Origin of the sequence: Phenylobacterium sp., from assembly GCF_030697305.1 — a bacterium.
GTDB lineage: Bacteria > Pseudomonadota > Alphaproteobacteria > Caulobacterales > Caulobacteraceae > Phenylobacterium.
In genome coordinates this window covers 23,477-46,787 of the sequence record NZ_JAUYQL010000115.1, presented here as the reverse complement: position 1 = coordinate 46,787, position 23,311 = coordinate 23,477, and the positions used below count along the sequence as shown (strand labels likewise).

The 23,311-nt window shown below is 68.1% G+C and carries 21 protein-coding genes and 1 riboswitch; of the genes, 9 read left to right on the top strand and 12 right to left on the bottom strand.

What is annotated here, in order from left to right; genetic code table 11:
• The first annotated feature begins 21 nt into the window (after positions 1-21).
• Complete coding sequence (locus tag Q8R27_RS12415; protein ID WP_305699315.1) at positions 22-3,249, top strand: efflux RND transporter permease subunit; 3,228 nt, start codon at positions 22-24, stop codon at positions 3,247-3,249.
• Positions 3,250-3,254: 5 nt separating this feature from the next.
• On the opposite strand, the gene Q8R27_RS12410 is transcribed toward Q8R27_RS12415, so the two are convergent.
• Positions 3,255-5,102: an ABC transporter ATP-binding protein/permease gene (locus Q8R27_RS12410; protein ID WP_371134695.1), complete on the bottom strand. Its 1,848-nt coding sequence runs from the start codon at positions 5,100-5,102 to the stop codon at positions 3,255-3,257.
• Between the two features lie 10 nt (positions 5,103-5,112).
• Positions 5,113-5,865: a hypothetical protein gene (locus Q8R27_RS12405; RefSeq protein WP_305699314.1), complete on the bottom strand. Its 753-nt coding sequence runs from the start codon at positions 5,863-5,865 to the stop codon at positions 5,113-5,115.
• A 132-nt stretch (positions 5,866-5,997) separates the two neighbouring features.
• Between Q8R27_RS12405 and Q8R27_RS12400 the strand changes: the two genes are divergently transcribed.
• A complete protein-coding gene (locus Q8R27_RS12400; RefSeq protein ID WP_305699313.1) occupies positions 5,998-6,600 on the top strand; it encodes a TIGR00730 family Rossman fold protein in 603 nt (200 codons plus the stop codon).
• Here the strand turns inward: Q8R27_RS12400 and Q8R27_RS12395 are convergent.
• The 3 genes from Q8R27_RS12395 to Q8R27_RS12385 all read right to left on the bottom strand — a co-directional run bounded on the left by Q8R27_RS12395 (position 6,597) and on the right by Q8R27_RS12385 (position 9,269).
• Positions 6,597-8,261: an NAD+ synthase gene (locus tag Q8R27_RS12395; RefSeq protein ID WP_305699312.1), complete on the bottom strand. Its 1,665-nt coding sequence runs from the start codon at positions 8,259-8,261 to the stop codon at positions 6,597-6,599. The two genes, Q8R27_RS12400 and Q8R27_RS12395, sit on opposite strands and share 4 nt — an antisense overlap.
• A gap of 43 nt (positions 8,262-8,304) precedes the next feature.
• The gene (gene dksA / locus Q8R27_RS12390) at positions 8,305-8,739 is read right to left on the bottom strand and encodes an RNA polymerase-binding protein DksA (protein ID WP_371134694.1); all 435 of its coding nucleotides are present in this window, start codon (positions 8,737-8,739) and stop codon (positions 8,305-8,307) included.
• A 95-nt stretch (positions 8,740-8,834) separates the two neighbouring features.
• Positions 8,835-9,269: a flagellar assembly protein FliX gene (locus tag Q8R27_RS12385; RefSeq protein WP_305699311.1), complete on the bottom strand. Its 435-nt coding sequence runs from the start codon at positions 9,267-9,269 to the stop codon at positions 8,835-8,837.
• A gap of 185 nt (positions 9,270-9,454) precedes the next feature.
• Between Q8R27_RS12385 and Q8R27_RS12380 the strand changes: the two genes are divergently transcribed.
• The 6 genes from Q8R27_RS12380 to uvrA all read left to right on the top strand — a co-directional run bounded on the left by Q8R27_RS12380 (position 9,455) and on the right by uvrA (position 15,965).
• The gene (locus Q8R27_RS12380) at positions 9,455-10,570 is read left to right on the top strand and encodes a flagellar basal body P-ring protein FlgI (RefSeq protein WP_371134696.1); all 1,116 of its coding nucleotides are present in this window, start codon (positions 9,455-9,457) and stop codon (positions 10,568-10,570) included.
• Positions 10,570-10,881 carry a rod-binding protein gene (locus Q8R27_RS12375; protein ID WP_305595055.1) on the top strand — a complete coding sequence of 104 codons (312 nt, stop codon included), beginning with the start codon at positions 10,570-10,572 and terminating at the stop codon, positions 10,879-10,881. The genes Q8R27_RS12380 and Q8R27_RS12375 overlap by 1 nt, the downstream gene beginning before the upstream one ends.
• A 9-nt stretch (positions 10,882-10,890) precedes the next feature.
• Positions 10,891-11,331: a flagellar basal body protein gene (locus tag Q8R27_RS12370; protein WP_305699310.1), complete on the top strand. Its 441-nt coding sequence runs from the start codon at positions 10,891-10,893 to the stop codon at positions 11,329-11,331.
• A 93-nt stretch (positions 11,332-11,424) separates the two neighbouring features.
• Positions 11,425-11,577: riboswitch (FMN riboswitch) on the top strand.
• Between the two features lie 91 nt (positions 11,578-11,668).
• Positions 11,669-12,166 carry a 6,7-dimethyl-8-ribityllumazine synthase gene (locus tag Q8R27_RS12365; protein WP_305699309.1) on the top strand — a complete coding sequence of 166 codons (498 nt, stop codon included), beginning with the start codon at positions 11,669-11,671 and terminating at the stop codon, positions 12,164-12,166.
• A gap of 78 nt (positions 12,167-12,244) precedes the next feature.
• Complete coding sequence (locus Q8R27_RS12360; RefSeq protein ID WP_305699308.1) at positions 12,245-12,955, top strand: 2OG-Fe(II) oxygenase; 711 nt, start codon at positions 12,245-12,247, stop codon at positions 12,953-12,955.
• 112 nt (positions 12,956-13,067) lie between these two features.
• Positions 13,068-15,965, top strand: coding sequence for an excinuclease ABC subunit UvrA (gene uvrA, locus Q8R27_RS12355; RefSeq protein WP_305699307.1), 2,898 nt, complete (start codon positions 13,068-13,070; stop codon positions 15,963-15,965).
• 18 nt (positions 15,966-15,983) lie between these two features.
• Here uvrA and Q8R27_RS12350 read toward each other — a convergent pair whose 3' ends face one another.
• Positions 15,984-16,886 (bottom strand): glycerophosphoryl diester phosphodiesterase membrane domain-containing protein, encoded by a 903-nt coding sequence (locus Q8R27_RS12350; RefSeq protein ID WP_305699306.1) that lies wholly within the window; start codon positions 16,884-16,886, stop codon positions 15,984-15,986.
• 148 nt (positions 16,887-17,034) lie between these two features.
• Here Q8R27_RS12350 and trmFO point away from each other — a divergent pair, with 148 nt between their 5' ends.
• Entirely contained in the window at positions 17,035-18,438 is a 1,404-nt protein-coding gene (gene trmFO / locus Q8R27_RS12345; RefSeq protein WP_305699305.1) for a methylenetetrahydrofolate--tRNA-(uracil(54)-C(5))-methyltransferase (FADH(2)-oxidizing) TrmFO, read from the top strand.
• 123 nt (positions 18,439-18,561) lie between these two features.
• Here the strand turns inward: trmFO and Q8R27_RS12340 are convergent, their stop codons facing one another.
• From Q8R27_RS12340 to yajC, 6 genes are all read right to left on the bottom strand, one after another.
• Entirely contained in the window at positions 18,562-19,236 is a 675-nt protein-coding gene (locus Q8R27_RS12340) for a squalene/phytoene synthase family protein (RefSeq protein WP_305699304.1), read from the bottom strand.
• 70 nt (positions 19,237-19,306) lie between these two features.
• The gene (locus Q8R27_RS12335) at positions 19,307-19,912 is read right to left on the bottom strand and encodes a urate hydroxylase PuuD (protein ID WP_305699303.1); all 606 of its coding nucleotides are present in this window, start codon (positions 19,910-19,912) and stop codon (positions 19,307-19,309) included.
• A 140-nt stretch (positions 19,913-20,052) separates the two neighbouring features.
• Positions 20,053-20,412, bottom strand: a complete 360-nt coding sequence (locus tag Q8R27_RS12330; RefSeq protein WP_305699302.1) for an Mth938-like domain-containing protein — start codon at positions 20,410-20,412, stop codon at positions 20,053-20,055.
• Between the two features lie 18 nt (positions 20,413-20,430).
• Positions 20,431-21,399: a protein translocase subunit SecF gene (secF, locus tag Q8R27_RS12325; RefSeq protein ID WP_305699301.1), complete on the bottom strand. Its 969-nt coding sequence runs from the start codon at positions 21,397-21,399 to the stop codon at positions 20,431-20,433.
• 11 nt (positions 21,400-21,410) lie between these two features.
• Positions 21,411-23,015, bottom strand: a complete 1,605-nt coding sequence (gene secD / locus Q8R27_RS12320; RefSeq protein ID WP_305699300.1) for a protein translocase subunit SecD — start codon at positions 23,013-23,015, stop codon at positions 21,411-21,413.
• A gap of 15 nt (positions 23,016-23,030) precedes the next feature.
• Entirely contained in the window at positions 23,031-23,306 is a 276-nt protein-coding gene (gene yajC, locus Q8R27_RS12315; RefSeq protein WP_305597909.1) for a preprotein translocase subunit YajC, read from the bottom strand.
• Positions 23,307-23,311: the final 5 nt, after the last annotated feature.

The following is a 23,311-nucleotide window of genomic DNA, read 5'->3' as shown; positions in this document are numbered from 1 at the left end:
CATGCCCGTGGATCGCCAGGCATGATCTCGGCCCTGATCCAGGGCGCCATCGCGCGTCGCAAGGTGGTGCTGGGCGTCACCCTGGTCGCCTTCCTGTTTGGCGTCGGCGCCTATGTGTCGATGCCCAAGGAGTCCAACCCAGACATCCCCTTCCCGTTCGTCTCGGTGGTGGTGCCTTATCCCGGCGTGAGCCCCGAGGACGCCGAGCGTCTGCTGGTCAAGCCGATGGAGGTGCAACTCCAGACCATCGAGGGCGTCAAGGAGATGAACGCCGTGGCCCGCCAGGGCACTGCGATCGTCAATCTCGAGTTCGAGGCGAACTTCGACAAGGATAAGGTCATCGAAGACGTCCGCGCCAAGGTCGACCTGGCCCGCGCCAAGTTCCCGCCGGACGCCGAAGAGCCGATCATCTCCGAAGCCAACGCCAACGACAGTCCGGTGATCGGCATCGTGCTGTCGGGCGCCGCGCCTGAGCGTGAGCTCTATCGGCTGTCCCGCGAACTGAAGGACCGGTTGGACAGCCTGCCCGGCGTCCTCGAGGCCGACATCCGCGGCGCGCGCGACGAGGTGCTGGAAGTCACCATCGATCCACTGCGCATGGAGACCTACAACGTCACCACCGGCGAACTCGCCCAGGTGATCGGCCGCAACAACCAACTCGTGCCTGCCGGCGACCTGCGCTCGGGCGCCGGCCAGTTCGCGGTCAAGGTGCCTGGCGTCGTCGAGAAGCCTGAGGACATCCTGTCGCTGCCGGTGAAGACCAACGGCGACCGGATCGTCACCGTGGGCGACATCGGCGAGGTGCGCCGCACTTTCAAGGAACCCTCGACGATCACCCGCATCGACGGTCGCCCCGCCTACACCGTCGAGGTCACCAAGCGCACCGGCGCCAACATCCTGAAGACCGTCGAGGCGATCCGCGCCGTGGTCACCGAGGAGCAGGCGCGCTGGCCGGAAACGATCCGCGTCGACTACACCTTCGACGAAAGCGAGTTCATCGGACGCAGCCTCTCGGTGCTGGAATCCGGCCTGCTGATCGCCACCCTGCTGGTCATGCTGATCGTCGTCGCCAGCCTGGGCGTACGCCAGGGCCTGATGGTGGGTGCGGCGATTCCCGTCTGCTTCATGCTGGGCTTCCTGATGCTGCATGCGCTGGGCGTCACGCTGAACCAGATGGTGATGTTCGGCATGGTGCTGGCCGTGGGCATCCTGGTCGACGGCGGGATCGTCGTGGTCGAATACGCCGACCGCAAGATGGCCGAGGGGATGCCGCGCGCGGAGGCGTTCGCCGCCGCCGGCACGCGGATGTTCTGGCCCGTGGTCAACGGCACCATGACCACGCTGTGCGCCTTCATCCCGTTCATGTTCTGGAACTCGATTCCGGGCAAGTTCATGAGCTTCCTGCCCCTGACGCTGTTTTTCGTGCTGGGGGCCTCGATCTTCGCCGCGCTGGTTTTCACCCCGGCGCTGGGCTCTCTGGTCGGCCGCTCGACCGGCGTCGATGCGCGCCACCTGATTGAGATCGAGAAGTCCGAGCACGGCGACCCGCGTACGATGACCGGCTTCATGGGCCGCTACGCCCGCGCCATTGCGTTGCTCGGCCGCCACCCGTTCATGGTGGGGGCGGCGGCGATCGCTTGCGTGGCGCTGATCGGCGTGTGGTTCGCGATGACACCGCATCGCACTGAGTTCTTCCTGGAGTCCGACCCGGAGACGGTGTCGATCTACGTCAAGGCGCGAGGCAACCTGTCGCCCGAGGCCGACGACGTGCTGGTGGGCCAGGTGGAACGTCGCCTGCAGGGCCTGTCCGGCGTGAAGTCGACCTATGTCCGCACCGGCGCGATGAGCCCGGCCGGCGGCGGTTACGGCCCACCCAACGACACCATCGGCCGCATCCAGGTCGACTTTGTCTCCTACGAGGATCGCAAGGCGTTGGGCCTGAGCGGCCGCGCTCTGTCCGACGAGATCCGCAAGCGCGTCGCCAACCTTCCCGGCCTTCAGGTCGAGGTGCGCGAGCCGCAGAACGGGCCGCCGACCGGCAAGGACATCCAGGTCGAGCTCCGCAGCCAGGACGCCGCCGCCCTCGATCGGGCCGCCAACCTCGTGAAGGCCAAGCTCGCCGCCGACCCGCAACTGGTCGAGCTGGAAGACAATCGCACCTCCCCAGGCATCGAGTGGAACCTCAGCGTCGATCGCCAGGCGGCCGGCCGCTACGGCGTCGACGTGGTCAGTGTCGGCCAGGCGATCCAGTTCGTCACGGGCGGCGTGCTTGTCGGCCGCTTCCGGCCAGACGACGCCGACGACGAGCTGGACATCCGGATGCGCTTCCCGATGGGCGCGCGCGGCATCGGCGCCCTGGACGAACTGAAGATCCCGACGCCGTCAGGCCCCGTTCCGGCCAGCTACTTCATCAAGCGCACGCCGACCCAGCAGGTGACCAATATCCAGCGCCGCAACGGCCAGCGCGTGGTGATCATCCAGGCCAACGCCGCCGACGGCGTCGCAGCCAATCAGAAGATCGAGACCATCAAGCCCTGGCTGGAGAAGGCAGGCATCGAACGCAGCGTGCGCTGGAAATTCCGCGGCGCCGATGAAGAGGGCCAGAAGGCGGCGCAGTTCTTCGGCATCGCCATGCTGGTCTCGCTGTTCATGATGGGCGTGATCCTGCTGTGGCAGTTCAACAGCTTCTACGGCGTGATGGTGACGCTCTCGGCGGTGGCGCTGTCCACGGTCGGCGTGCTGCTGGGCGTCCAGGTGAACCTGGGGCACACCTTCGACTACATCTCGGTGATCATGCTGGGCACCGGCGTGGTGGCTCTGGCCGGCGTGGTGGTCGGGCACAACATCGTGCTGGTCGACACTTTCTACCAGCTCAGGCGCGCCGGCTACGCCGCGGACGACGCCTCGGTGCGGGCCGCGACGCAGCGGTTCCGCCCGGTGATGCTGACCACCGTGGTGACTGTGGTGGGCCTGCTGCCGCTGATGTTCCAGATCCACCCGAACTTCCGGTTCGGCACGCTCGAGTACAAGGCGCCTGGCTCCGAATGGTGGGTGCAGCTTTCCGGAGCCGTGGTCTGGGGCCTCAGCTTCGCGACCCTGCTGACCCTGGTGGTCACCCCCGTGCTGCTCGCCGCACCCAAGGTGGTCGCCGACCGCTTCGACACGCTGCGCCGCAGGTTCAGTGGCCGGCCGGCGACGCCGCAGGATCAGCCCGAGGCGCGGCACGACTATCCCGCGGCGGCCGAGTAACCACCTCAGGCCTCGCGGGTCTGACGCCGCCACAGCGCGGCGTACTCTCCAGCGTTCTCCAGCAACTCGGCGTGCGTGCCGCGCTCGACGATGCGGCCGCGCCGCAGCACCAGGATCTGGTCGGCGTCGACGATCGTCGACAGCCGGTGGGCGACAACCAGGGTCGTGCGGCCGGCGCGCACCCGGCGCAGGGTGTCCTGGATCGCAGCTTCGGTCGGTCCGTCGAGTGCGCTGGTGGCCTCGTCGAGGATCAACAGGCGGGGGTTGGCCAGCAGGGCGCGGGCGATGCCGACCCGCTGGCGTTCGCCGCCGGAGAGTTTCAGGCCACGCTCTCCCACCCGAGTGGCCATGCCTTCGGGCAAGCCGTCCACGAAAGCGCCAAGCTCGGCGGAGTCGGCGGCGGCGCGCACCTCGTCAGGGCCGGCGGCTGGCCGCGCGAAGGCGATGTTGGCGTAGAGCGTGTCGTTGAACAGGGCGACATCCTGTGGAACCAGGGCGATCGCGCCGCGCAGACTGGTCTGGCGTACATCGCGCAGATCGAGCCCCTCAAGCGTCACCGCCCCGCCCTGGGGATCGATCAGACGCAGCGCCAGGCGCACCACGGTGGTCTTGCCGGCGCCGGACGGGCCGACCAGCGCCGTCGTCGTGCCCGGGGCCGAGACGAAGCTCACGTCCAGCAAACCGGAGGCTCGCGCGTCGTGGCGGAAGTCCACATGCTCGAACGCGAGCGCCGCGCCGCGCCCAGTGGCCGGCGGCAGGTCGACCGCGGCCGGCGCGTCGGTGATATCTGGCTGCACGCCGGTCAGCACCGCCATCTGCTCCATGTCGATGAACGCCTGCCGGATCTCGCGATAGTTCGAGCCGAGCGTGTTCAGAGGCGTGTAGACGCCGATCAGCAGCAGCACCGCGGTGGTGACATCGCCGACGCTCATGCGTCCGGCCAGCACCTCCGTGCCGGCCATCACCGCCAGCAGCGCCAGCCCGCCGTTCAGCACCACCGCCTGGACGCCGTTGAGCAGCTGCAGCGACACGTTGGAGCGCACGGCGGCCTGCACATAGTCCTGCATCGCGCCTTCGTAGCCGCTGACGGTGCGCACCTCGGAGCCGAAGGTCTTGACCGTCTCGTAGTTGATCAGCGCATCGACCGAGAGGCCGGCGGCGCGGCTGTCGGCCTCGTTCAACTCGCGTCGGTGGGCGATGCGCCAGTTGGTGATGCGGAAGGTCACCGCGCCGTAGATCAGGATGGTCGCCGCCGTGGCGACCGCGAAACGCCAGTCGAGCCGCACCGTCATCACGACCATGGCCATGATCAGTTCCAGGCCCGTGGGACCCAGGTTAAACACCACGCTGCGGATCAGGAATTCGGTGGAGCGGGCGCCGCGGTCGATGATCCGCGAGAGCGTGCCCGTCTGCTTGGTCTGGTGGAAGTCCAGCGACAGCACCAGGGAGTGCGCGAAGGTCTCGGTGGCCGCCTTGGCCATGGTCGATTGGGCGACGGGCGTGAAGATCGCGTCTCGGGCGTAGGGCGCGCAAGCCGACACCAGCCGCAAGAGGGCGAACACCACCGCCAGCGCCACGAAGCTCGCCCCCACGCCAGTCGCCACGCCGACGGTGGTCGTCGCAGGCGCGAGGCGATTGATTGCGGCGCCGATCGCCACAGGCGCCGCGACGCCCGCGGCTTTGCCGACCACCACCAGAGCCAGCGCCGCCGCCAGCCTGTAGCGCAGGTTCGGAGCGCCGGAACGCAGCACCAGACGCCAAAGCTCGGCCATCGAAGCCCAGCCGTCGAACTTGACGCCAGCGGGCGCTACCGGTCCAGCCCGACCGCCTGCGCGCATATTGGCGAATGTCATCGCCCGCCCCTCAGTTCAGCAGCAGGGTCGACTGAACCCCGCCGCCGGGCGTGATCCAGTCCACCCGCAAGCCGTAGGGGGTGTTGATTGCGCGATACGGCTGGCCGGCCAGCGGGGCGGCCGGCGTCACGCCGACCTCGACAGTGCGCCCCCCGGTGTCGCCGGTCAGCGCGAAGCTGTGCGAACCCTGGCGCAGCGGCTGGGTGAGCGCCAGCGTCAGGCGGCCAGATGCGTCGGCCCGTCCGGTGGCGGATGGTCGACCGTCGATCTCCAACGCCAACGGAGCGTCCGGCTGGGCGACGCCCGAGACCACCGCCCCGCCGCCCTGGTCGAAGTCGATGGCGGTCAGGCGCGTCGCTTGGCCCGCGGCCAGCACCGCGGCCCCCGCTCCGGCGCGGAGCTGCGCCACCTCGCCAGCCGGGGTCACCAGCACATAGCCCTGGGCCTGGGCGACGCGGCCCGCGAGGTTCATCGACAGGCCGAAGATCCTCGCCTCCCCGGCGTTCGGCAGCACCAGGCTCCAGGCGCCGCGCGCGTCGGCCTGGGCGGTACGAGCCTCGCCGGCCGGAGTAGCCAGGCGCACGCTGGCGCCCGGCGCGGCCTGACCTAGCAGCGCCACCTGGCTCGACTCGCGACGCACGCCGCGAATCGACGGTGGCGCGAGATAGCCGGAGTCGCCAACCGCCTCGGGCTTCGCCGCAGGCCCCGATGGCGGCCGGCTCGGCGCGTCGCAGGCGCACAGCGACAGCAGCGCAGCCGCCACGGCGGCGCGACCGGCGTACAGCCCTGCGGCGAACGACGTCGTCAGCTTGCAACTCCCTGATCCAGGCCATAGCTAATCGGGCTTTCGGCGGTCATGTACAAGCCGCCCGCCCTCCAAAGGAGACGCTCGCCGATGCGGCGCCCGCCCGAACGCCTCGAATCGGTCTGCGTGTTCTGCGGCTCGTCTGACGACGCCGACCCGGCGCTGTTGCTCGACGCTGCGGGCGTGGGCCGCGAGCTGGCGCAGGCCGGGCTGAAGCTGGTCTATGGCGGCGGCGGCGTCGGCCTGATGGGCGCCTGCGCGCGGGCCGCCCACGAGGCCGGCGGCGCGGTGCTGGGCGTGATCCCGGACTTCCTCACGGCGCGGGAAGGCGCTCTCGATCTGGTGGAGACCCTGGTCGTCACCTCGATGCACGAGCGAAAGCAGATCATGTTCGACCGCTCCGACGCCTTCGTGGTGTTGCCTGGCGGGATCGGCACGCTGGAGGAAGTGGTCGAGCTGTTGTCGTGGCGCCGGCTCGATATCCATCGCAAGCCGGTGGTGTTCTACAGCCCGCAGGGGTTCTGGACGCCGCTGTTCCAACTCTTCCAGCACACCGTCGACCACAGGCTGACGCCGGTCGAGTTCATGGATGCGTGGACGGCCGTCGACTCGGTCGAGGGCGTGGTCCCGGCTTTGCGTGCGGGGTTCACCGGCGAGACCGACACCGCGCCCGCGGCCCTGCGCCTGACCTAGCGCGAGACCATGTCGCGAAAGCCGTTGACCAGCGGATAGCGGCGGTCGCGGCCGAACGCCTTGCCGCCGATCTTCACACCGGGCGGGGCCTGGCGGCGCTTGTATTCCGACCCGTAAAGCAGCCGCTGAATGCGCTCGACCGTCTCCGGCGCGTGACCGCGCGCGGCGATTTCGTCCAGGGTCGCCTCCTGCTCCACCAGGCCGAACAGGATATCGTCCAGGTCCTCGTAGGGCGGCAGGCTGTCCTGGTCCTTCTGGTCGGGGCGCAGCTCGGCCGACGGCGGCTTGGTGAGGATGCGGATCGGGATGGGATCGGCGGCGACGCCGAACGGGTCGTTGGCGTTGCGCCACTCGCAGACCGCATAGACGTCGGTCTTGTAGAGGTCCTTGAGCACGTTGTAGCCGCCGCACATGTCGCCGTAGAGGGTGGCGTAGCCCACCGCCATCTCCGACTTGTTGCCGGTGGTCAGCAGCATCAGCCCGAGCTTGTTGGACAGCGCCATCAGCGCCACGCCGCGGCTGCGGGCCTGCAGGTTCTCTTCGGTGATGTCCGGCGCGCGGCCTTCGTAGAGCGGGCGCAGCATGCCGTCGAAGGCGGCGACCGCAGGCTCGATGTCGATCTGGTCGAGACGGACGCCGAGCGCCTGGGCGCAGCCGGCGGCGTCCTCCAGGCTTTCGGTGCTGGTGTACTTGGACGGCAGCATGAAACAGCGCACGGCGTCGGGACCCAGGGCGTCGGCGGCGACCACCGCGGTGATCGCGGAGTCCACCCCGCCGGACAGGCCCAGCAGCACGCCCGGGAAGCCCGACTTGCGCACATAGTCGCGCAGGCCCAGCACCATGGCGCGGTAGATCTCTCCCGGCCCGGTCGGCCAGTCGACCATCGGCGCCTCGACGCAAGCCCAGCCGCCTTCGCCGCGCTCCCAGACGCTGAGCGCCAGCGCCTCCTCGAACATCGGCAGGCGCATGCAGATCTCGCCCGCCGCGGACAGCGCGAACGAGCCCCCGTCGAACACCAGCTCGTCCTGGCCGCCGACCTGATTGACGTAGACCATCGGCAGGCCGGTCTCGGCCACGCGAGCGCGCGCGGCGCGCATCCGCTCGTCGTCTGCGGTGCGGCGGTAAGGCGATCCGTTCGGCACCAGCAGGATCTCCGCGCCATGCGCCTTGAGGTCGGCGCAGACCTTGTCGGCCCAGATGTCCTCGCAGATCGGCGCGCCCAGCTTGATCCCCTTGAGGTCGAACACCTCGGGGCCGAGGCCCGGTTCGAACACCCGCTTCTCGTCGAACACGCCGTAGTTCGGCAGGTCGCATTTGAAAGCCACGCCCTTGATTACGCCTTCGGCGAGATAGGCGAGCGCATTGCGCGGACGCCCGCCCTCCTTCTCGGGCGGCCAGATCAGGCCGATCAGGGCGGCGCAGCCGTCGGCGGTGTCCGGGGCGAGGTCTTCAAGCGCACGCTTGCAGGCGCGCCAAAGCGCCGGCTTCAGGGCCAGGTCCTCCGGCGGATAGCCGACCAGGAAGAGTTCGCTGAACAGGGCGATATCGGCGCCGGCGGCTCGCGCCTCAGCCAGCTTTTCACGCGCCAGGGCCGCGTTGCGCGCCACGGCGCCCACGGTGGGATTGGCCTGAACGGAGGCGATCACGAGACGGTCGGACATGGCGGTCATTTAGACCGCCATCGCGTGTCGCGCCACTGGGGCCTCAGTCGTCGCGGTGGACGCGTTCGCGGCGCTCGTGCCGCTCCTGGGCTTCCAGGCTGAGGGTGGCGATCGGCCGGGCGTCGAGACGCGCCACGCCGATCGGTTCGCCGGTCTCTTCGCAGTAGCCGTAGCTGCCGTCCTCGATACGGCGGATCGCCTCGTCGATCTTGGCGATCAACTTGCGTTGTCGGTCCCGGGTGCGCAGTTCAAGGGCGCGATCGGTCTCCGACGACGCGCGGTCGGCGATATCGGGATGATTTTCAGTTTCGCTCTGAAGATGAGTCAGCGTTTCGCGCGACTCCTTCAGAATGTCTTCTTTCCAGTTCAGCAGCTTTTGTTTGAAGTACTCAAGCTGCCGCAGATTCATGAACTCCTCGTCCTCGGATGGACGATATTGCGAGTCCGCAATCAACACTTCATCAGACGTCACCGACATCGTAAACCCCCAGACGCCCCCAGGAACACACCGTCGAGGCGCGGCTTATATCAAAACATCCGCCGGTTTCAATGAACCGGCAGAACGGCGTGCGATTACGCCGCACGACCGCCTTGTTCAAGCTTGGCCATCTCAACCGCAGCGCGGGTCTCGATCTGATCGAGCAGCGCTTCAAGGCCGGGATCGTCGGTTTGCGAGCGTTCGTCGCGAATGGCGCGGCGAAGCCGGTCAAGGTCGCCGCCGTCCAGCGCGCCGTCGAGCAGCGCCACCTTCACATCGTCCAGCACGTCGAGGATTCGCCCTGCTCGGCCAACCGCACGGCGGCGACGCTCCAGCGGTCCGCCGACATCCTGCAAGGCCAACAATGCGTCGACGCTGGCGACGCCCGCGACGCCGTTGGCGCGCGCGGTCTGCGCAGGCCCCGCGGCCGGCGCCGCAGTGTCTATCCGGAATCCGCCACCGACCCCGGCGGGTCGCGCGGCCTTCGCCCCGCTGGCCGATCCGACGCCGCTGGTTCCGTTGACCTTCATGCACGTCCTTCGCGCGAACGCATTACTCTAGGCTCCTTCATCGCACGCACGTGCTTAGGGCATGGTTAATGCCGGGCAATTTCTGCCCAGGGTCGAGGATGCGTGGGCTCCCCATCTCGCCACACGCTGAATTTGCTTCCTTTTCAGGCTGGCACGGGGATCGCAAGGCGTGCGCGGTGAAACACATCGCCCCCCGCCTTCCCCTGCGCCTGTTCGCCGCCGCCCTGCTGGCCGCGGCGTTTTGCGCGCAGCCGGCGTCCGCCAAGTCGCGGATCAAGGACATCGTCGAGTTCGAGGGCGTGCGCGAGAACATGCTGGTCGGCTACGGCATCGTCGTCGGCCTGAACGGCACGGGCGACTCCCTGCGCAACGCGCCCTTCACCAAGCAAAGCCTCGAGGCGATGCTGGAACGGCTGGGCGTCAACACGCGCGACGCCAACCTCAACACCAAGAATGTCGCCGCCGTGATGGTCACCGCGCGCCTGCCGGCGTTCGCCGCCACGGGCGCGCAGATCGACACCTCGGTCTCGGCGATGGGCGACGCCAAGAGCCTCCTGGGCGGCACGCTGCTGGTCACCCCGCTGCTCGGCGCCGACGGCCAGGCCTACGCCGTCGCCCAGGGCACCGTTCAGACGGGTTCGGTCAGCGCCGGCGGCGCCTCAGGCTCCAGCGTCTCCAAAGGCGTGCCGACCGCCGGCCGCATCGCCTCGGGCGCCTTGGTCGAGCGCGAGATCGGCTTCCAACTGGCGAACATGACCCAACTGCGCCTGACCCTGCGCAATCCGGACTTCACCACCGCGCGACGCATCGCCGACGTGGTCAATTCAAGCTTCCCCGGCACCGCCGTCGCCGAGAATCCGACGATCGTCGCGGTGCGGCCGCCGGCGGGTCAGGACATGACCAGCTATCTCGCCCGCGTCGAGAACCTCAGCGTCGAGCCGGATGGTCCGGCCAAGGTGGTGATCGACGAGGTCGCCGGCGTGATCGTCATGGGCGACGCCGTGCGCCTGTCGACCGTCGCCATCCAGCAGGGCAATCTGACGATCACCGTGCGCGAGAGCCCGCAGGTCAGCCAGCCTGCCCCCTTCAGCCGGACCGGCGAAACCGCCGTCACGCCGCAGAGCGACGTGTCCGTGGACGAGGAGAAGGGCCGCCAGTTTGTCACCGTCAACAGCGGCGCCTCGCTCTCCAGCCTGGTCAGCGGGCTGAATGCGTTGGGCGTCACGCCGCGCGATATGATCTCGATCCTGCAGACCATCAAGGCGGCCGGCGCGCTGCAGGCCGAAATCGAGGTGATGTGATGGCTGACGCCGCACTCTCCGTCTCGCCGAACCTGCTCAGCACGCCGCAGGCGGCCACCGGCGCCGAACTCGCCAAGCGCGGCGAGATCGAGAAGACCGCCAAGGATTTCGAGGCCTCCTTCCTGTCGATCATGCTGCAACAGATGTTCTCGGGCCTCGACACTGAGGCGCCGTTCGGCGGCGGGTCGGGCGAGAAGATGTTCCAGTCCTTCCTCACCGACGCGATCGCCAAGCAGACGGTGAAGTCCGGGGGGATCGGCGTCGCCGACATGGTGAGCCGCGAGATGTTGAAGCTGCAGGGGCTGGAGTAGGAACACGCCATGGCCATCGACGCCCAGGACGCGGACGACCGCGTCGACCAGCTGATCATCCTCACCGAGCGCCTGACCGAACTGGTCGCGATGGAAGCCCAGGCCTTCGAGCAGCGGCGCCCGCAGGACGCGGCCCAGAACATGGAAGAGACGTCGCGGCTGGCGAACCTCTATCGCCACGAATCCGCGCGCGTCCGCTCCAATCCGGCGATGGTGGCCTCCGCGCCGCTGGCCATGCGCGCGCGGCTTGTGCGCGCCACAGAGGCCTTCGACGCCGTCCTCGCCCGCCAGGGCCGCGCCCTGGAAGGCGCCAAGACGGTGACAGAGGGCCTGGTCAGGGCGATCGCCGAGGAAGTCGCCAACCAGCGCGGCGGCGGCGCCTCCTATGGTCCCGGCGCGACCCCCGGCGCAGGCCAGGCCACCTCCATCACCCTGAACCGCCGGGCGTAGCGGCCTCACTCCGCACGTCATCGGCGAGCCTGCGCCCTTGCCTGCACGTGTCCTGCGCGGCATCATCGCTGTGCTGTCGGACCTTCCGACGGCACGCGTTCTCAGGGCGGGGTGAGACTCCCCACCGGCGGTGATGGCGTCCTTTGCAGGATGTCGAGCCCGCGAGCGCCCGCCCGCAAGGCGGGGTCAGCAGACCCGGTGTGATCCCGGGGCCGACGGTCATAGTCCGGATGGAAGAGAACGACTGGTCGTTGCGACGGCGCGCCTCGGCGTGGCGTCGGGCCGCCCGGTCAGACGCGCCTTGAGTCGTGGTCACCCCTGCTTTCGGGAGCAAACCATGACCCAGAGTCCCTATCAGATCCCCGTCCACGCCGCCCAGTCCGCCGAGGCCCGGATCGCCTTTGTACAATCCGGCTGGCATGGCGACATCGTCGACCAGTGCCGCCAGGGCTTCCTGGAGGCGATGGCCGGCCTCGGCCTCGCCGACAACCCGGTCGACGGCTTCGAAGTGCCCGGCGCCTTCGAGATCCCGCTGCACGCCAAGCTGCTGGCCAAGAGCGGCCGCTACGTGGCGATCGTCGCCGCCGGCTTTGTGGTCGACGGTGGCATCTACCGCCACGAATTCGTCGCCCAGTCGGTGATCGCGGGATTGATGCAGGTTCAGCTCGAGACCGAGACGCCGGTGTTCTCCGCCGTGCTGACCCCGCATCAGTATCAGGAGAGCGAGGCGCAGCGGCGGTTCTTCCACGACCACTTCCGCATCAAGGGTGCGGAGGCCGCGGAGGCGTGCGCCCGGACGCTGAAGAGTCTGGGGCGTCTGCCGATCGCCGCCTGACGCCTGAAATCGCGGGATCCGGACTTTGCGCGCGGGCGGCAGGTTCCGCTCGCGCGCCGAGACGGGCAGACTTGTCCGATGGACAGCATCGAGACGCGGGTGGACGCCCAGGACTGGTCGGCGGCGCAGGTCGCGCTGGACGCCCGCGGCAACGCAGTGCTGCCAGGGTTGCTGAGCGCAGCGGAATGCGCGGCGCTTGCCGAGCTGTATGCGCAGGAGACGCCGTTCCGCAGCCGTGTGGTGATGGCCCGCCACGGGTATGGCCAGGGCGAATACCGCTACTTCGCCTATCCCCTGCCCGACCTGGTCGCGAGCCTGCGCGCGAGCCTTTATCCGCAGCTTGCGCCGATCGCCAACCGCTGGAACGCGGCCATGGGCCTGCCGGCGCGCTATCCGCCGGCCCACGCCGACTTCCTCTCCCGCTGCCACGAGGCCGGCCAGACGCGCCCCACCCCGCTGCTGCTGCAGTATGGCGAGGGCGACTACAACTGCCTGCACCAGGACATCTATGGCGAGCACGTCTTTCCGCTGCAGGTCGCAGTGCTGCTGTCGACGCCGGGCGCCGATTTCACCGGCGGCGAATTCGTTCTGACCGAACAGCGCCCGCGCATGCAATCCCGCGCCGAGGTCGTGCCTCTTAGCCAGGGCGACGCGGTGGTGTTCGCAGTGCGCGAACGGCCGGTGCAGGGCGCCCGGGGAACCTATCGGGTGAACATGCGCCACGGGGTCAGCCGGCTGCGGTCGGGGGCGCGGCGCACAATGGGCGTGATCTTCCACGACGCCCTTTGACGCGGGTTCGATTGTTCGCTTAATGTTCCAGTGTCATCGGCGAGTCTCGCCACTACATTAGCCAGGCCCTTCGAGCGCGCCCGACATGGCGCAAAGCGTTTCCCGGGACAGCATGGCCGAACAGTTGAATTTCATCCGCGTGCGTGGCGCGCGCGAGCACAATCTGAAGAACGTCAGCGTGGACATCCCCCGCGGCGAGCTCGTCGTGCTGACCGGGCTCTCCGGCTCGGGCAAGAGTTCGCTGGCGTTCGACACCATCTACGCCGAAGGCCAACGGCGCTACGTCGAGAGCCTGTCGGCCTACGCGCGCCAGTTCCTGGAGCTGATGAGCAAGCCGGACGTGGACCTGATCGAAGGCCTGTCGCCGGCGATCTCCATCGAGCAGAAGACCACCAGCCGCAATCCGCGCTCCACCGTCGGCACGGTGACGGAAATCCACGACTACATGCGCCTGCTGTGGGCGCGGGTCGGCGTGCCCTATTCGCCGGCGACCGGCCTGCCGATCGAGAGCCAGACCATCAGCCAGATGGTCGACAAGATCTCCGCCCTGCCGGAAGGCACGCGGCTGTATCTGCTGGCGCCGGTCGTCCGCGGCCGCAAGGGCGAGTACCGCAAGGAGATCGCCGGCTGGCAGAAGCAGGGCTTCCAGCGCCTGAAGATCGACGGCGAGTTCGTGCCGATCGAAGACGCGCCGGCGCTGGAGAAGAACCTCAAGCACGACATCGACATCGTCGTCGACCGGCTGGTCACCAAGTCCGGCCTCGACAGCCGCTACGCCGACAGCCTGGAGACGGCGCTGAAGCTCGCTGACGGCATCGCCGTAGCGGAGTGGGCCGACAAGGATCCCGGCGAAGAGGAGGCTCGGCGGCTGATCTTCTCGGAGAAGTTCGCCTGCCCGGTCAGCGGCTTCACGATCAGCGAGATCGAGCCCAGGCTGTTCTCGTTCAACAACCCGTTCGGCGCCTGTCCAGCCTGCGACGGACTGGGGGCCAAGCTCGCCTTCGACGCCGACCGCGTGGTGCCGGACAAGGACAAGCCGCTGCACAAGGGAGCCATCTCGCCCTGGGCCAAGGGTCCTTCGCCCCTCTACACCCAGACCCTGCAGGCGCTCGCCCGCCACTACGGCTTCTCGATGGACGAACCCTGGCGGAAGCTTTCCGATGAGGCTCGCCAGGTCGTGCTGCAGGGCTCCGGCGCGGACAAGATCCGCTTCATCTACGACGACAACGCGCGCAAGTACGAGGTCAACAAGACCTTCGAAGGCGTGCTGCCGAACCTCGAGCGCCGCTGGCGCGAGACCGATTCCGCCTGGGTGCGCGAGGAACTGGCGCGTTATCAGTCCGAGACGCCCTGCGAAGTCTGCCAGGGCTATCGGCTGAAGCCCGAGGCGCTGGCGGTGAAGATCGACGGCCATCACATCGGTCAGGTGTCGCTGCTGTCGATCCGCCACGCCCGGGAATGGTTCGAGAGCCTCGAGACCGCGCTGACGCCCAAACAGATGGAGATCGCGCGGCGGATCCTGAAGGAGATCACCGACCGGCTGCGTTTCCTCGTCGACGTCGGGCTGGACTATCTGAACCTGTCGCGCGGCTCGGGCACGCTGTCCGGCGGCGAGAGCCAGCGCATCCGGCTGGCCAGCCAGATCGGGTCAGGGCTCACTGGCGTCCTGTATGTGCTGGACGAGCCATCGATCGGCCTGCACCAGCGTGACAACACCCGCCTGCTGGCCAGCCTCAAAGGCCTGCGCGACCTCGGCAACTCGGTGCTGGTGGTCGAGCACGACGAGGAGGCGATCCTCACCGCCGACTATGTGATCGACATGGGCCCAGCCGCCGGCGTGCACGGCGGCGAGATCGTCGCCGAGGGCAAGCCCGCCGACATCCTGGCCAATCCGGCCAGCATCACCGGCCAGTACCTGTCGGGCGTCCGCGAGATCGAGATCCCGGCGCAGCGGCGGCCGATCTCCAAGAAGAACGTGCTGCGCGTGATCGGCGCCACCGGCAACAACCTGAAATCGGTGACCGGCGAGATCCCGGCCGGCGCCTTCACCTGCATCACCGGGGTGTCGGGCGGCGGCAAGTCCACCTTCACCATCGAGACGCTGTACAAGGCCGCCGCGCGGCGGCTGCACAACGCCTCCGACGCGCCCGCCGCGCACGATCGCATCGAAGGGTTGGAGCTGTTCGACAAGGTCATCGACATCGACCAGTCGCCGATCGGCCGCACGCCGCGCTCCAACCCGGCGACCTATACCGGCGCCTTCCAGCCGATCCGCGACTGGTTCGCCGGCCTGCCCGAAGCCAAGGCGCGCGGCTACGGGCCTGGACGCTTCAGCTTCAACGTCAAGGGCGGCCGCTGCGAGGCCTGCCAGGGCGACGGGCTGATCAAGATCGAAATGCACTTCCTGCCGGACGTCTATGTCACCTGCGACGTCTGCCACGGCCACCGCTACAATCGCGAGACCCTGGAAATCCTGTTCAAAGGCAAGAGCATAGCCGACGTTCTGGATATGACAGTCGAAGAGGCGGCCGAGTTCTTCAAGGCGGTGCCGCCGGTGCGCGAGAAGATGGCGACGCTGAAGCGGGTGGGCCTCGGCTACATCAAGGTCGGGCAGCAGGCGACGACGCTGTCCGGCGGCGAGGCCCAGCGGGTGAAGCTGTCCAAGGAGCTAGCTAGGCGCGCCACCGGCCGCACCCTCTACATCCTCGACGAGCCGACCACCGGCCTGCACTTCGAAGACGTGAAGAAGCTGCTGGAGGTGCTGCACGAACTGGTCGACCAGGGCAACACCGTGGTCGTCATCGAGCACAACCTGGACGTCGTGAAGACCGCCGACTGGATCCTCGACTTCGGTCCTGAAGGCGGCGACGGGGGCGGCGAGATCGTCGCCTTCGGCTCGCCGGAGAAGGTGGCCGCCGACGCGCACAGCTGGACCGGTCGCTACCTCGCCGAACTGATGGACCGCCAGAACGCGCGCCGCCCCTCTCCCGGACGCCGCAAACGGGCGTGAGCCCGCGCGACTGGCGTTCTAGACGTTCGCCTCGACCGCCGTCGACTCCGCGGCGCGGCGGCCGTGGGGCGTCGGGACGCCGGCCAACTCGCCGTAGGCGACGGCGAACGGCGCGTTGATGGTCACCGCCTGGATCACCGGCATGATCATCGGCACGATCACCGAGGTGATGATGAAGGCCGCCAGCGACACCGGAGTCAGTCTGGAGATGTTCTTGACCGCTTCCATCCCGCCGGACAGGGCGACGATGATGGTCATCAGAATGTACACCAGGATGAAGATCATGATGTAAAAGATCAGTGACAATACACACATGCCCAGGATCGACCAGAAGCTGCCCTTGGACAGATTCCAGGCCGACATGAATTTCACCTTCTTCTCATAGAAGATCAGCGGCATGGTCAGGGACAGGCGGATACCCATCCACACCATGCCGACGACGATCACCGCCGCCAGCAACCACATAGACGGATGCCCGCCGGCGCGCAGCGCCGAAAGCGGGAAGTCGAGCCCGATCAGGAACAGAATGCCGATCGCGCCCAGGACCACCTGACCGACCGCCAGGCGCACCTCGTCCATCCCGATCCGCACATAGGCGAATTTGGAGTCCTCCGGCCGCAGGATGGAACGGTAGATCGCCGCCTTCAGCATCGACCAGAAGAACACCGCGACGGACGCGACGATGATGAACGCCGGCCAGGATTGGGCCAGCAGGTCGCCGAGCGCATCGGTGTCTTCGATCTGCCCGCCGCTCTCGCGCATCAACGCGACGAACTGCGGCCCGAGCGCCGCGCCCATGGTCAGGATCAGCAGCATGATGCCGAGGAAGTAGAGGCCCGCCCAGGTGGCGATCAGGCCCGGACGCTCCCGCGTCAGCCTGAAGCCCTCCAGAGCCGCCTCGCTCGGCGAAAACTTGCTCATGCCTATCCTCGCGGCCTGCGGCCCAGCCAAGGGCGCGCGACCCATCAACGAGTCGCCGAGGCCATTGGCTGCAATGCTTTGGCGAGCCGCAGGCTCATGCGCAAGGCCGCGCTCGCGACGCGTCGCATTCGTTGCTAGTTAGTCGCCCATGACCTTGCCCATTCATGTAATCGGCGGCGGGCTCGCCGGCTCCGAGGCCGCCTGGCAGATCGCGCAAGCCGGCGCGGATGTCGTCCTGCACGAGATGCGCCCCGTCCGCGGCACCGACGCCCATCAGACGGACAAGCTCGCAGAGCTCGTCTGCTCCAACTCGTTCCGGGCCGACGACTGGACCGGCAATGCAGTTGGCCTGCTGCACGCCGAGATGCGGCGGCTGGGGTCGATCATCATGTCGGCGGGCGATCTGCATCAGGTCCCGGCCGGCGGCGCGCTGGCGGTTGACCGCGACGGGTTCGCCGCCGAGGTCACGCGCCGCCTCGAGGCGCATCCGCGGATCAGCATCGCGCGCGGCGAAGTGGCGTGCCTGCCACCGGCGGAATGGGACAGTGTGATCGTCGCCACAGGACCCTTGACGTCACAGGCCCTGTCCGACGCGATCCTGGGCGTGACCGGCGAGGGCCAGCTATCGTTCTTCGACGCGATCGCGCCGATCATCCATCTGGAGTCGGTCGACATGAATGTGGCGTGGCGACAGTCGCGCTACGACAAGGAAGGCCCGGGCGGGGACGCCGCGGCCTACATCAACTGCCCGATGGACCGCGACCAGTACGAGGCGTTCATCGACGCCCTGCTGGCGGGCCCCAAGGCCGAGTTCAAGGACTGGGAACATGTCCCCTACTTCGACGGCTGCCTGCCGATCGAGGTGATGGCCGAGCGGGGCCGCGAGACGCTGCGCCACGGGCCAATGAAGCCGGTGGGCCTGACCAACGCCCACAATCCCACGGTCAAGCCCTGGGCGGTCGTACAGCTGCGCCAGGACAATGCGCTGGGCACCCTGTGGAACATGGTCGGTTTCCAGACCAAGCTGAAACACGGCGCCCAGAGCGACGTTTTCCGGATGATCCCCGGCCTGGAGAAAGCGGTGTTCGCCCGCCTGGGCGGCCTGCACCGCAACACCTTCATCAACAGCCCACGCCTGCTCGACGGCGCATTGCGCCTGAAGGCGGTACCGCGCCTGCGCTTCGCAGGCCAGGTGACCGGCGTCGAGGGTTATGTGGAGAGCGCCGCAGTGGGCCTGCTGGCCGGTCGCTTCGCGGCGGCCGAGCGGCTGGGCCGCTCGATCGAAGCGCCGCCCGCGACGACTGCCCTGGGCGCGCTTCTCGGCCACATCACCGGGGGGCATCTGGACGGCGGCGCGCGGTCGTTCCAGCCGATGAACATCAACTACGGCCTGATCCCGCCGCTGGAGGACGCGCCCCGGCGCGACGCCGAAGGCCGCCGCATGGGCTCGAAGGAAAAGGGACGCACCAAGAAGCGCCAGATCGGCGAAAGGGCATTGGCAGATCTCGACGCCTGGCTGTCCGCCGCGACCGTGCCGGAGCCGGCGGAATAGCCACACCCAACTCCGCTCACCCCGGCGAAAGCCGGGGCCCAAGCTGAGTTACGGTTTGTGCACGGCCAGCCCGCTTGGGTCCCGACTTTCGCCGGGATGAGCGGATGTGGATATGCTGGCGGTTCAGACCCTGCCGCGGGCGACCGCCCAGGTGATCCGCAGGCGTCGGCCAAGATCGGAGCCTGCCCGCCCACGAGCCAGCGCGGCGTGGGCGACGGCGGGAAAGCCGGCCGGCGTCAGGCGCGACGCGCCGCGCTTAGCCTCCGCACGCAGGGCGGCATCGTCCCCGTCACGCTTCCAGAGCGCCCACAACGCGCCGGCCGCGCGCGCCGGCTCGGGGTCATGGGCCGGGTCCAGGATGCGGGCCGCCAGCACGGCGACGCCGCCGCCGGTCTCGCGCGCGAACTCCAAAGCTTCGGCGGCGTCCATCGGGGCCTCGTCCAGTTCGCGGTAGCGGGCGTCGATCAGGGCCTCCAGGCTTGGGCGCGCCAGGCCGTGCCCGGCGATCGCCGCGGCCAGGGCTTGGGCGGTGGGGTGGCGGCGCACGGCGCGCGCCTCGAACGCTTCGTCGAGGACCTCCCGCCACCAGGCCAGCCGCATCTCGCCCAGCAGCGGATTCGACGCCACCCGTGGGGCCCGCGCCAGCTCATGGTCGAAGGCGTAGACCGCCTCCACACCTGCGCGCGCACGCAGATCGCCGATGAAGCGGCTGGACAGCCAGCGGTCCGGGTCGACGCGACGCAACAGGTCGTCCAGACCCTCGTCCTGGGTGTCGATGTCGGGTTGGACGGCGGTCATTCGCAACTGCCCAAAGCAAAAGGCCCGCCTCGGGGGCGGGCCTTTCTAGTCGCTCATATCGACCCTGGCGTCAGCCGAAGATCGTCTGGTTCATGGTCATGGTCGCCAGCATCGGCACCGACAGCAGGGTGTTGACCCGCGAGAACAGCATGGCCTTGCGGCCGGCCGCCGCCTTCGCGTCGGCGTCGCCTTCGACGATACCCAACGCGATCTTCTGCGCCGGCCAGATGAAGGCCCAGACGTTGAAGAACATCACGGTGCCCAGCCACATGCCGACGCCGATGAAGGTGTGCTGCGGCACGGTGAAGCCTTCTGTAGCGCCCAGCGTGACCGTCTGCAGCAGGTAGCCGCGATTGATCGCCAGGATAATGCCCATCACCCAGGTGAACAGCGCCGCCCAGCGGAACCAGAACAGCGCTTCAGGCGCGATGTACTTGGACACCGCCGGCTTCAGCTCGGCCGGAATCTCCGGCATTTTGCGGATCTGGACGAAGTTGAAATAGTACAGCAGGCCGATCCAGAGGATCCCGAACACCACGTGCAGCCAGCGGAAAACGCCCTGCCAGAAGATGGCGTCGGCCGCACCGTTGTGCATGCCGTAGCCAGCGATCAACACCAGCGCGAGTAGGAAACTCACGATCAAGGTGTTGCGGAGGTTCGAAAGAAGTCCGGCCATTTTAGCGCCCCTCGTGATTCCTACCCTACGGCACCTATAGATTGTTTCATGGGCGACGAAAAGGCGACCAGAAACTCAGCCGGGCTGGGCCGCCAGGCGCACCACGCGGCCAAGGAGGGTGTTTTGCAGGGCGCCTCGGTTCAGACGGCGATGAGCGCACAGGCCAAGCGGCGGCCCTCCGAGGTCAGCACGTTGTACAGCCTGGCCGCCGACGGCGTGTCCATGAATTCCAGCCCGAGGCCGGCGGCGCGCACCGCGTCGCGGACCTCGCGCGTCGGCAAGGCGTTGGACGCCCCCATGCCCAGCAGCAGGAACTCGACCTGTGCGCGCCCCGCCGCGAACACCGCGGCCAGTGACTCGACGTCGAGGTCCTCGCGTCGGCGCACGGGCCAGTCATACGCCGCGTCCCCGACGATCAGCAGCGAGCCTTCATGGCGAGCGCCGGCCACGCGGAATCCGCCGTCGCCGTAGGCGTCGATGGGAGGAGCATCGCGCGCCATGGCCGCTGCCTTAGGCGCCTAGGAGCGGACGTTGGCGGGCTTGAGCGGCTCGGCTTCCTCTTCGCCGCGCTTGACGCCCCACAGCAGGATCACCGGGGCCGCCACATAGATCGACGAATAGGTGCCCAGGATGATCCCGAACATCAGGATGATCGACATGCCGAACAGCGTCGGCCCGCCGAAGATCGCCAGGCCGCCCAGCGCCAGGATCGCGGTGAGGCCGGTGATGATGGTGCGCGACAAGGTCTCGTTGATCGACAGGTCGATCACCTCACGCAGCGGCATGCGCTTGTATTTGCGCAGGTTCTCCCGCAGCCGGTCGAACACCACGACTGTGTCGTTCATCGAATAGCCGATGATGGTGAGGATCGCGGCGATGGTCTGCAGGCTGAATTCCAGCCGGAACGCCGCGATCACCCCGAAGGTCAGGATGACGTCGTGGAACAGCGCCATGACAGCGCCCAGGCCGAACTGCAGTTCGAAGCGGAACCAGATATAGATCAGCATCAGGCCGATCGCGAGGCCCAGGGCCAGGATGCCGCTGCGGAACAACTCCCCCGACACCTTCGGCCCGACCACGTCGGTGCGTTCGAATCTGATCGGGCCCAGCGCCTGGCGGAGCGACGCCTTGATCTTGTCGACCTCGACCGTGGGGTTGGCGCCCTCGGGCGTCTCGAAGCGGACCATCGCCTCGGCCGGCGAGCCCATGGCCTGAACCTGAACGTCGCCAGTGGTCATATTGGACAGGGTGCTGCGCACCACGCCAAGGTCGATCGGCTTCGCCGACGCCATCTCCAGCACCGTCCCGCCGCGGAAGTCGATGCCGCAGGCGAGGCCGGCGCAGGGCGCCTCGAACGGCAGCAGGGTGCGCGCCAGCGAGGCGATGACGCAGACGACCGAGATCGCCGCAGCGATCCGTGAGAACGCGACGAACCGGAAGTTCGTCCTGATCGGGACGATCTTGATGAGGGGCCACTTGGAGGACACGTCGAGGCTCCTTACGAGATCGGCAGGGTCTTGGGACGGGTGGCGCGGAACCACCAGGCCAGCAGGACCTGCGTTATCAGGACGGCGGAGAACACCGAGGTCACCACGCCGATGGACAGCGTCCAGGCGAAGCCTTTGACCGGACCGGAGCCGAACTGGAACATGATCAGCGCCGCCAGCAGCGTCGTTACGTTGGCGTCGATGATCGTAGTCATGGCGCGCGAGAAGCCTGCGTCCATCGAGGCGATGACGCTTCGCCCTGCCCGCAGCTCGTCGCGCATCCGCTCATAGATCAGCACATTGGCGTCGACCGCGACGGCGAGCGTCAGGATCAGCCCGGCGATCCCGGGCAGTGTTAGCGTCGCCTGGGTCAAGGACAGGGTGGCGATGATCAGCAAGCCGTTGACCAGCAGGGCGACCACGGAGACCCCTCCGAACAGCAGGCCGTAGGCCAGCAGCATGAACACCAGGATGGCCATGAAGCCCACCAGGGTGGAGGTTTGGCCGGCCTTGACCGCATCGGCGCCGAGTTCGGCGCCGACCGTGCTTTGCTGTTCGACCTTCAGCGGCGCGGGCAAGGCGCCGGCGCGCAGCAGCAGAGCCAGGTCGTTGGCGCTTTCCTCGGTGAAGTTGCCGGTGATCTGACCGGAACCGCCGGTGATCGCGCCCTGAATGACCGGTGCGGAGATCACCTGCTTGTCGAGGACGATGGCGAAGCGCTTGCCGATGTTCTGGGTGGTGGCGTCGCCGAAGCGCCGCGCGCCCTGCCCGTTGAAGCGGAACGACACCACTGGACGGCCGCTCTGCTGGTCGAACTGCATGCGTGCATCGGTCAGCATCTCGCCTGAGACCAGCGCGCGCTTTTTGATCAGATAGCCGGTGCTGTAGCCGTCCTGGCTGGGCAGCAGTTCGGAACCCGGGGGAATGCGGCCGGCGGCGGCTTCTTCGGACGAGACGGTTTCGTCGACCATCTGGAAGGTCAGCTTGGCGGTCTGGCCGATGACGTTCTTCAGCCGCTCCGGATCGCTCTCGCCCGGCGCCTGGACGACTATGCGGTTGGAGCCTTGGCGGATGATCGTAGGTTCGCGCGTCCCGAGCTCGTCGATGCGGCGACGGATGATCTCAATGGATTGTTCGACGGCCTGGGCGGACTCGGCCGCGAGGGCCTGGGGCACGAAGGCGATGCGGACGCGCTGGCCGTCCTCCGAGCGCACGGTGACATCACGCCCGCCGGGCACGCCCGCGAGCGGCGCGCCGACCGCGTTGCGGATCGCCGTGGTGGCCGCCTGCACCTGAGCGGGGTCGGTGACGCGCACCAGCACCTCGCCGTTCACCTGTGCGAGGTCGCCGAAATCGATCCCCTCCTCGCGCAGCGTCTTGCGGACGTCTTCCAGCACGTTGGTCAACCGCTCGGCGCGCAGGGCTCCGGTGTCGACCTCGAGCAGAAGGTAGGACCCGCCCTGCAGGTCGAGGCCCAGGTTCAGCACGTTCTTCGGCATGAAGCTCGGCAAGGCCGCGCGCTGCGACGGCGTCAGCAGGTTCGGGAGCGTGAAAAGCAGGCCGAACACCACCGACAGGACGACGGCGATGATCTTCCAGCGTGAGAGGGTCATCATGGCGCTGGGGCGCCCCTATTTCTTGGCGTCGTTCGCCGGGGCGGGCTCGCCCCGCGTACGCACTTCGGAGATCATCCCGCGGACCACCTTGATGGTTACGCCGGTGGCGATCTCCAGGCCCACCTCGCGTTCCTCGACCCGGACCACCTTGCCGATCACGCCGCTGTTCAGCACCACGGTGTCGTTGCGCTTCAAGTTGGCGACCATCGCCTGGTGCTGCTTCATCCGCTTCTGTTGGGGGCGGATCATCAGGAAATAGAACAGCACGACCAGGCCCACGAGCGGAAGCATCGAGC

Bases quoted from the DNA above. Each gene is read 5' to 3' on its own strand.
- Q8R27_RS12360 (WP_305699308.1), top strand. From the start codon at position 12,245: ATGGACAGCATCGAGACGCGGGTGGACGCCCAGGACTGGTCGGCGGCG.
- secD (WP_305699300.1), bottom strand. From the start codon at position 23,015: ATGATGACCCTCTCACGCTGGAAGATCATCGCCGTCGTCCTGTCGGTG.
- Q8R27_RS12330 (WP_305699302.1), bottom strand. From the start codon at position 20,412: ATGGCGCGCGATGCTCCTCCCATCGACGCCTACGGCGACGGCGGATTC.
- yajC (WP_305597909.1), bottom strand. From the start codon at position 23,306: ATGCTTCCGCTCGTGGGCCTGGTCGTGCTGTTCTATTTCCTGATGATC.
- uvrA (WP_305699307.1), top strand. From the start codon at position 13,068: ATGGCCGAACAGTTGAATTTCATCCGCGTGCGTGGCGCGCGCGAGCAC.
- Q8R27_RS12365 (WP_305699309.1), top strand. From the start codon at position 11,669: ATGACCCAGAGTCCCTATCAGATCCCCGTCCACGCCGCCCAGTCCGCC.
- Q8R27_RS12395 (WP_305699312.1), bottom strand. From the start codon at position 8,261: ATGTCCGACCGTCTCGTGATCGCCTCCGTTCAGGCCAATCCCACCGTG.
- dksA (WP_371134694.1), bottom strand. From the start codon at position 8,739: ATGTCGGTGACGTCTGATGAAGTGTTGATTGCGGACTCGCAATATCGT.
- Q8R27_RS12415 (WP_305699315.1), top strand. From the start codon at position 22: ATGATCTCGGCCCTGATCCAGGGCGCCATCGCGCGTCGCAAGGTGGTG.
- Q8R27_RS12400 (WP_305699313.1), top strand. From the start codon at position 5,998: ATGCGGCGCCCGCCCGAACGCCTCGAATCGGTCTGCGTGTTCTGCGGC.
- Q8R27_RS12385 (WP_305699311.1), bottom strand. From the start codon at position 9,269: ATGAAGGTCAACGGAACCAGCGGCGTCGGATCGGCCAGCGGGGCGAAG.
- Q8R27_RS12410 (WP_371134695.1), bottom strand. From the start codon at position 5,102: ATGACATTCGCCAATATGCGCGCAGGCGGTCGGGCTGGACCGGTAGCG.
- Q8R27_RS12340 (WP_305699304.1), bottom strand. From the start codon at position 19,236: ATGACCGCCGTCCAACCCGACATCGACACCCAGGACGAGGGTCTGGAC.
- Q8R27_RS12370 (WP_305699310.1), top strand. From the start codon at position 10,891: ATGGCCATCGACGCCCAGGACGCGGACGACCGCGTCGACCAGCTGATC.
- Q8R27_RS12335 (WP_305699303.1), bottom strand. From the start codon at position 19,912: ATGGCCGGACTTCTTTCGAACCTCCGCAACACCTTGATCGTGAGTTTC.
- Q8R27_RS12375 (WP_305595055.1), top strand. From the start codon at position 10,570: ATGGCTGACGCCGCACTCTCCGTCTCGCCGAACCTGCTCAGCACGCCG.
- Q8R27_RS12350 (WP_305699306.1), bottom strand. From the start codon at position 16,886: ATGAGCAAGTTTTCGCCGAGCGAGGCGGCTCTGGAGGGCTTCAGGCTG.
- trmFO (WP_305699305.1), top strand. From the start codon at position 17,035: ATGACCTTGCCCATTCATGTAATCGGCGGCGGGCTCGCCGGCTCCGAG.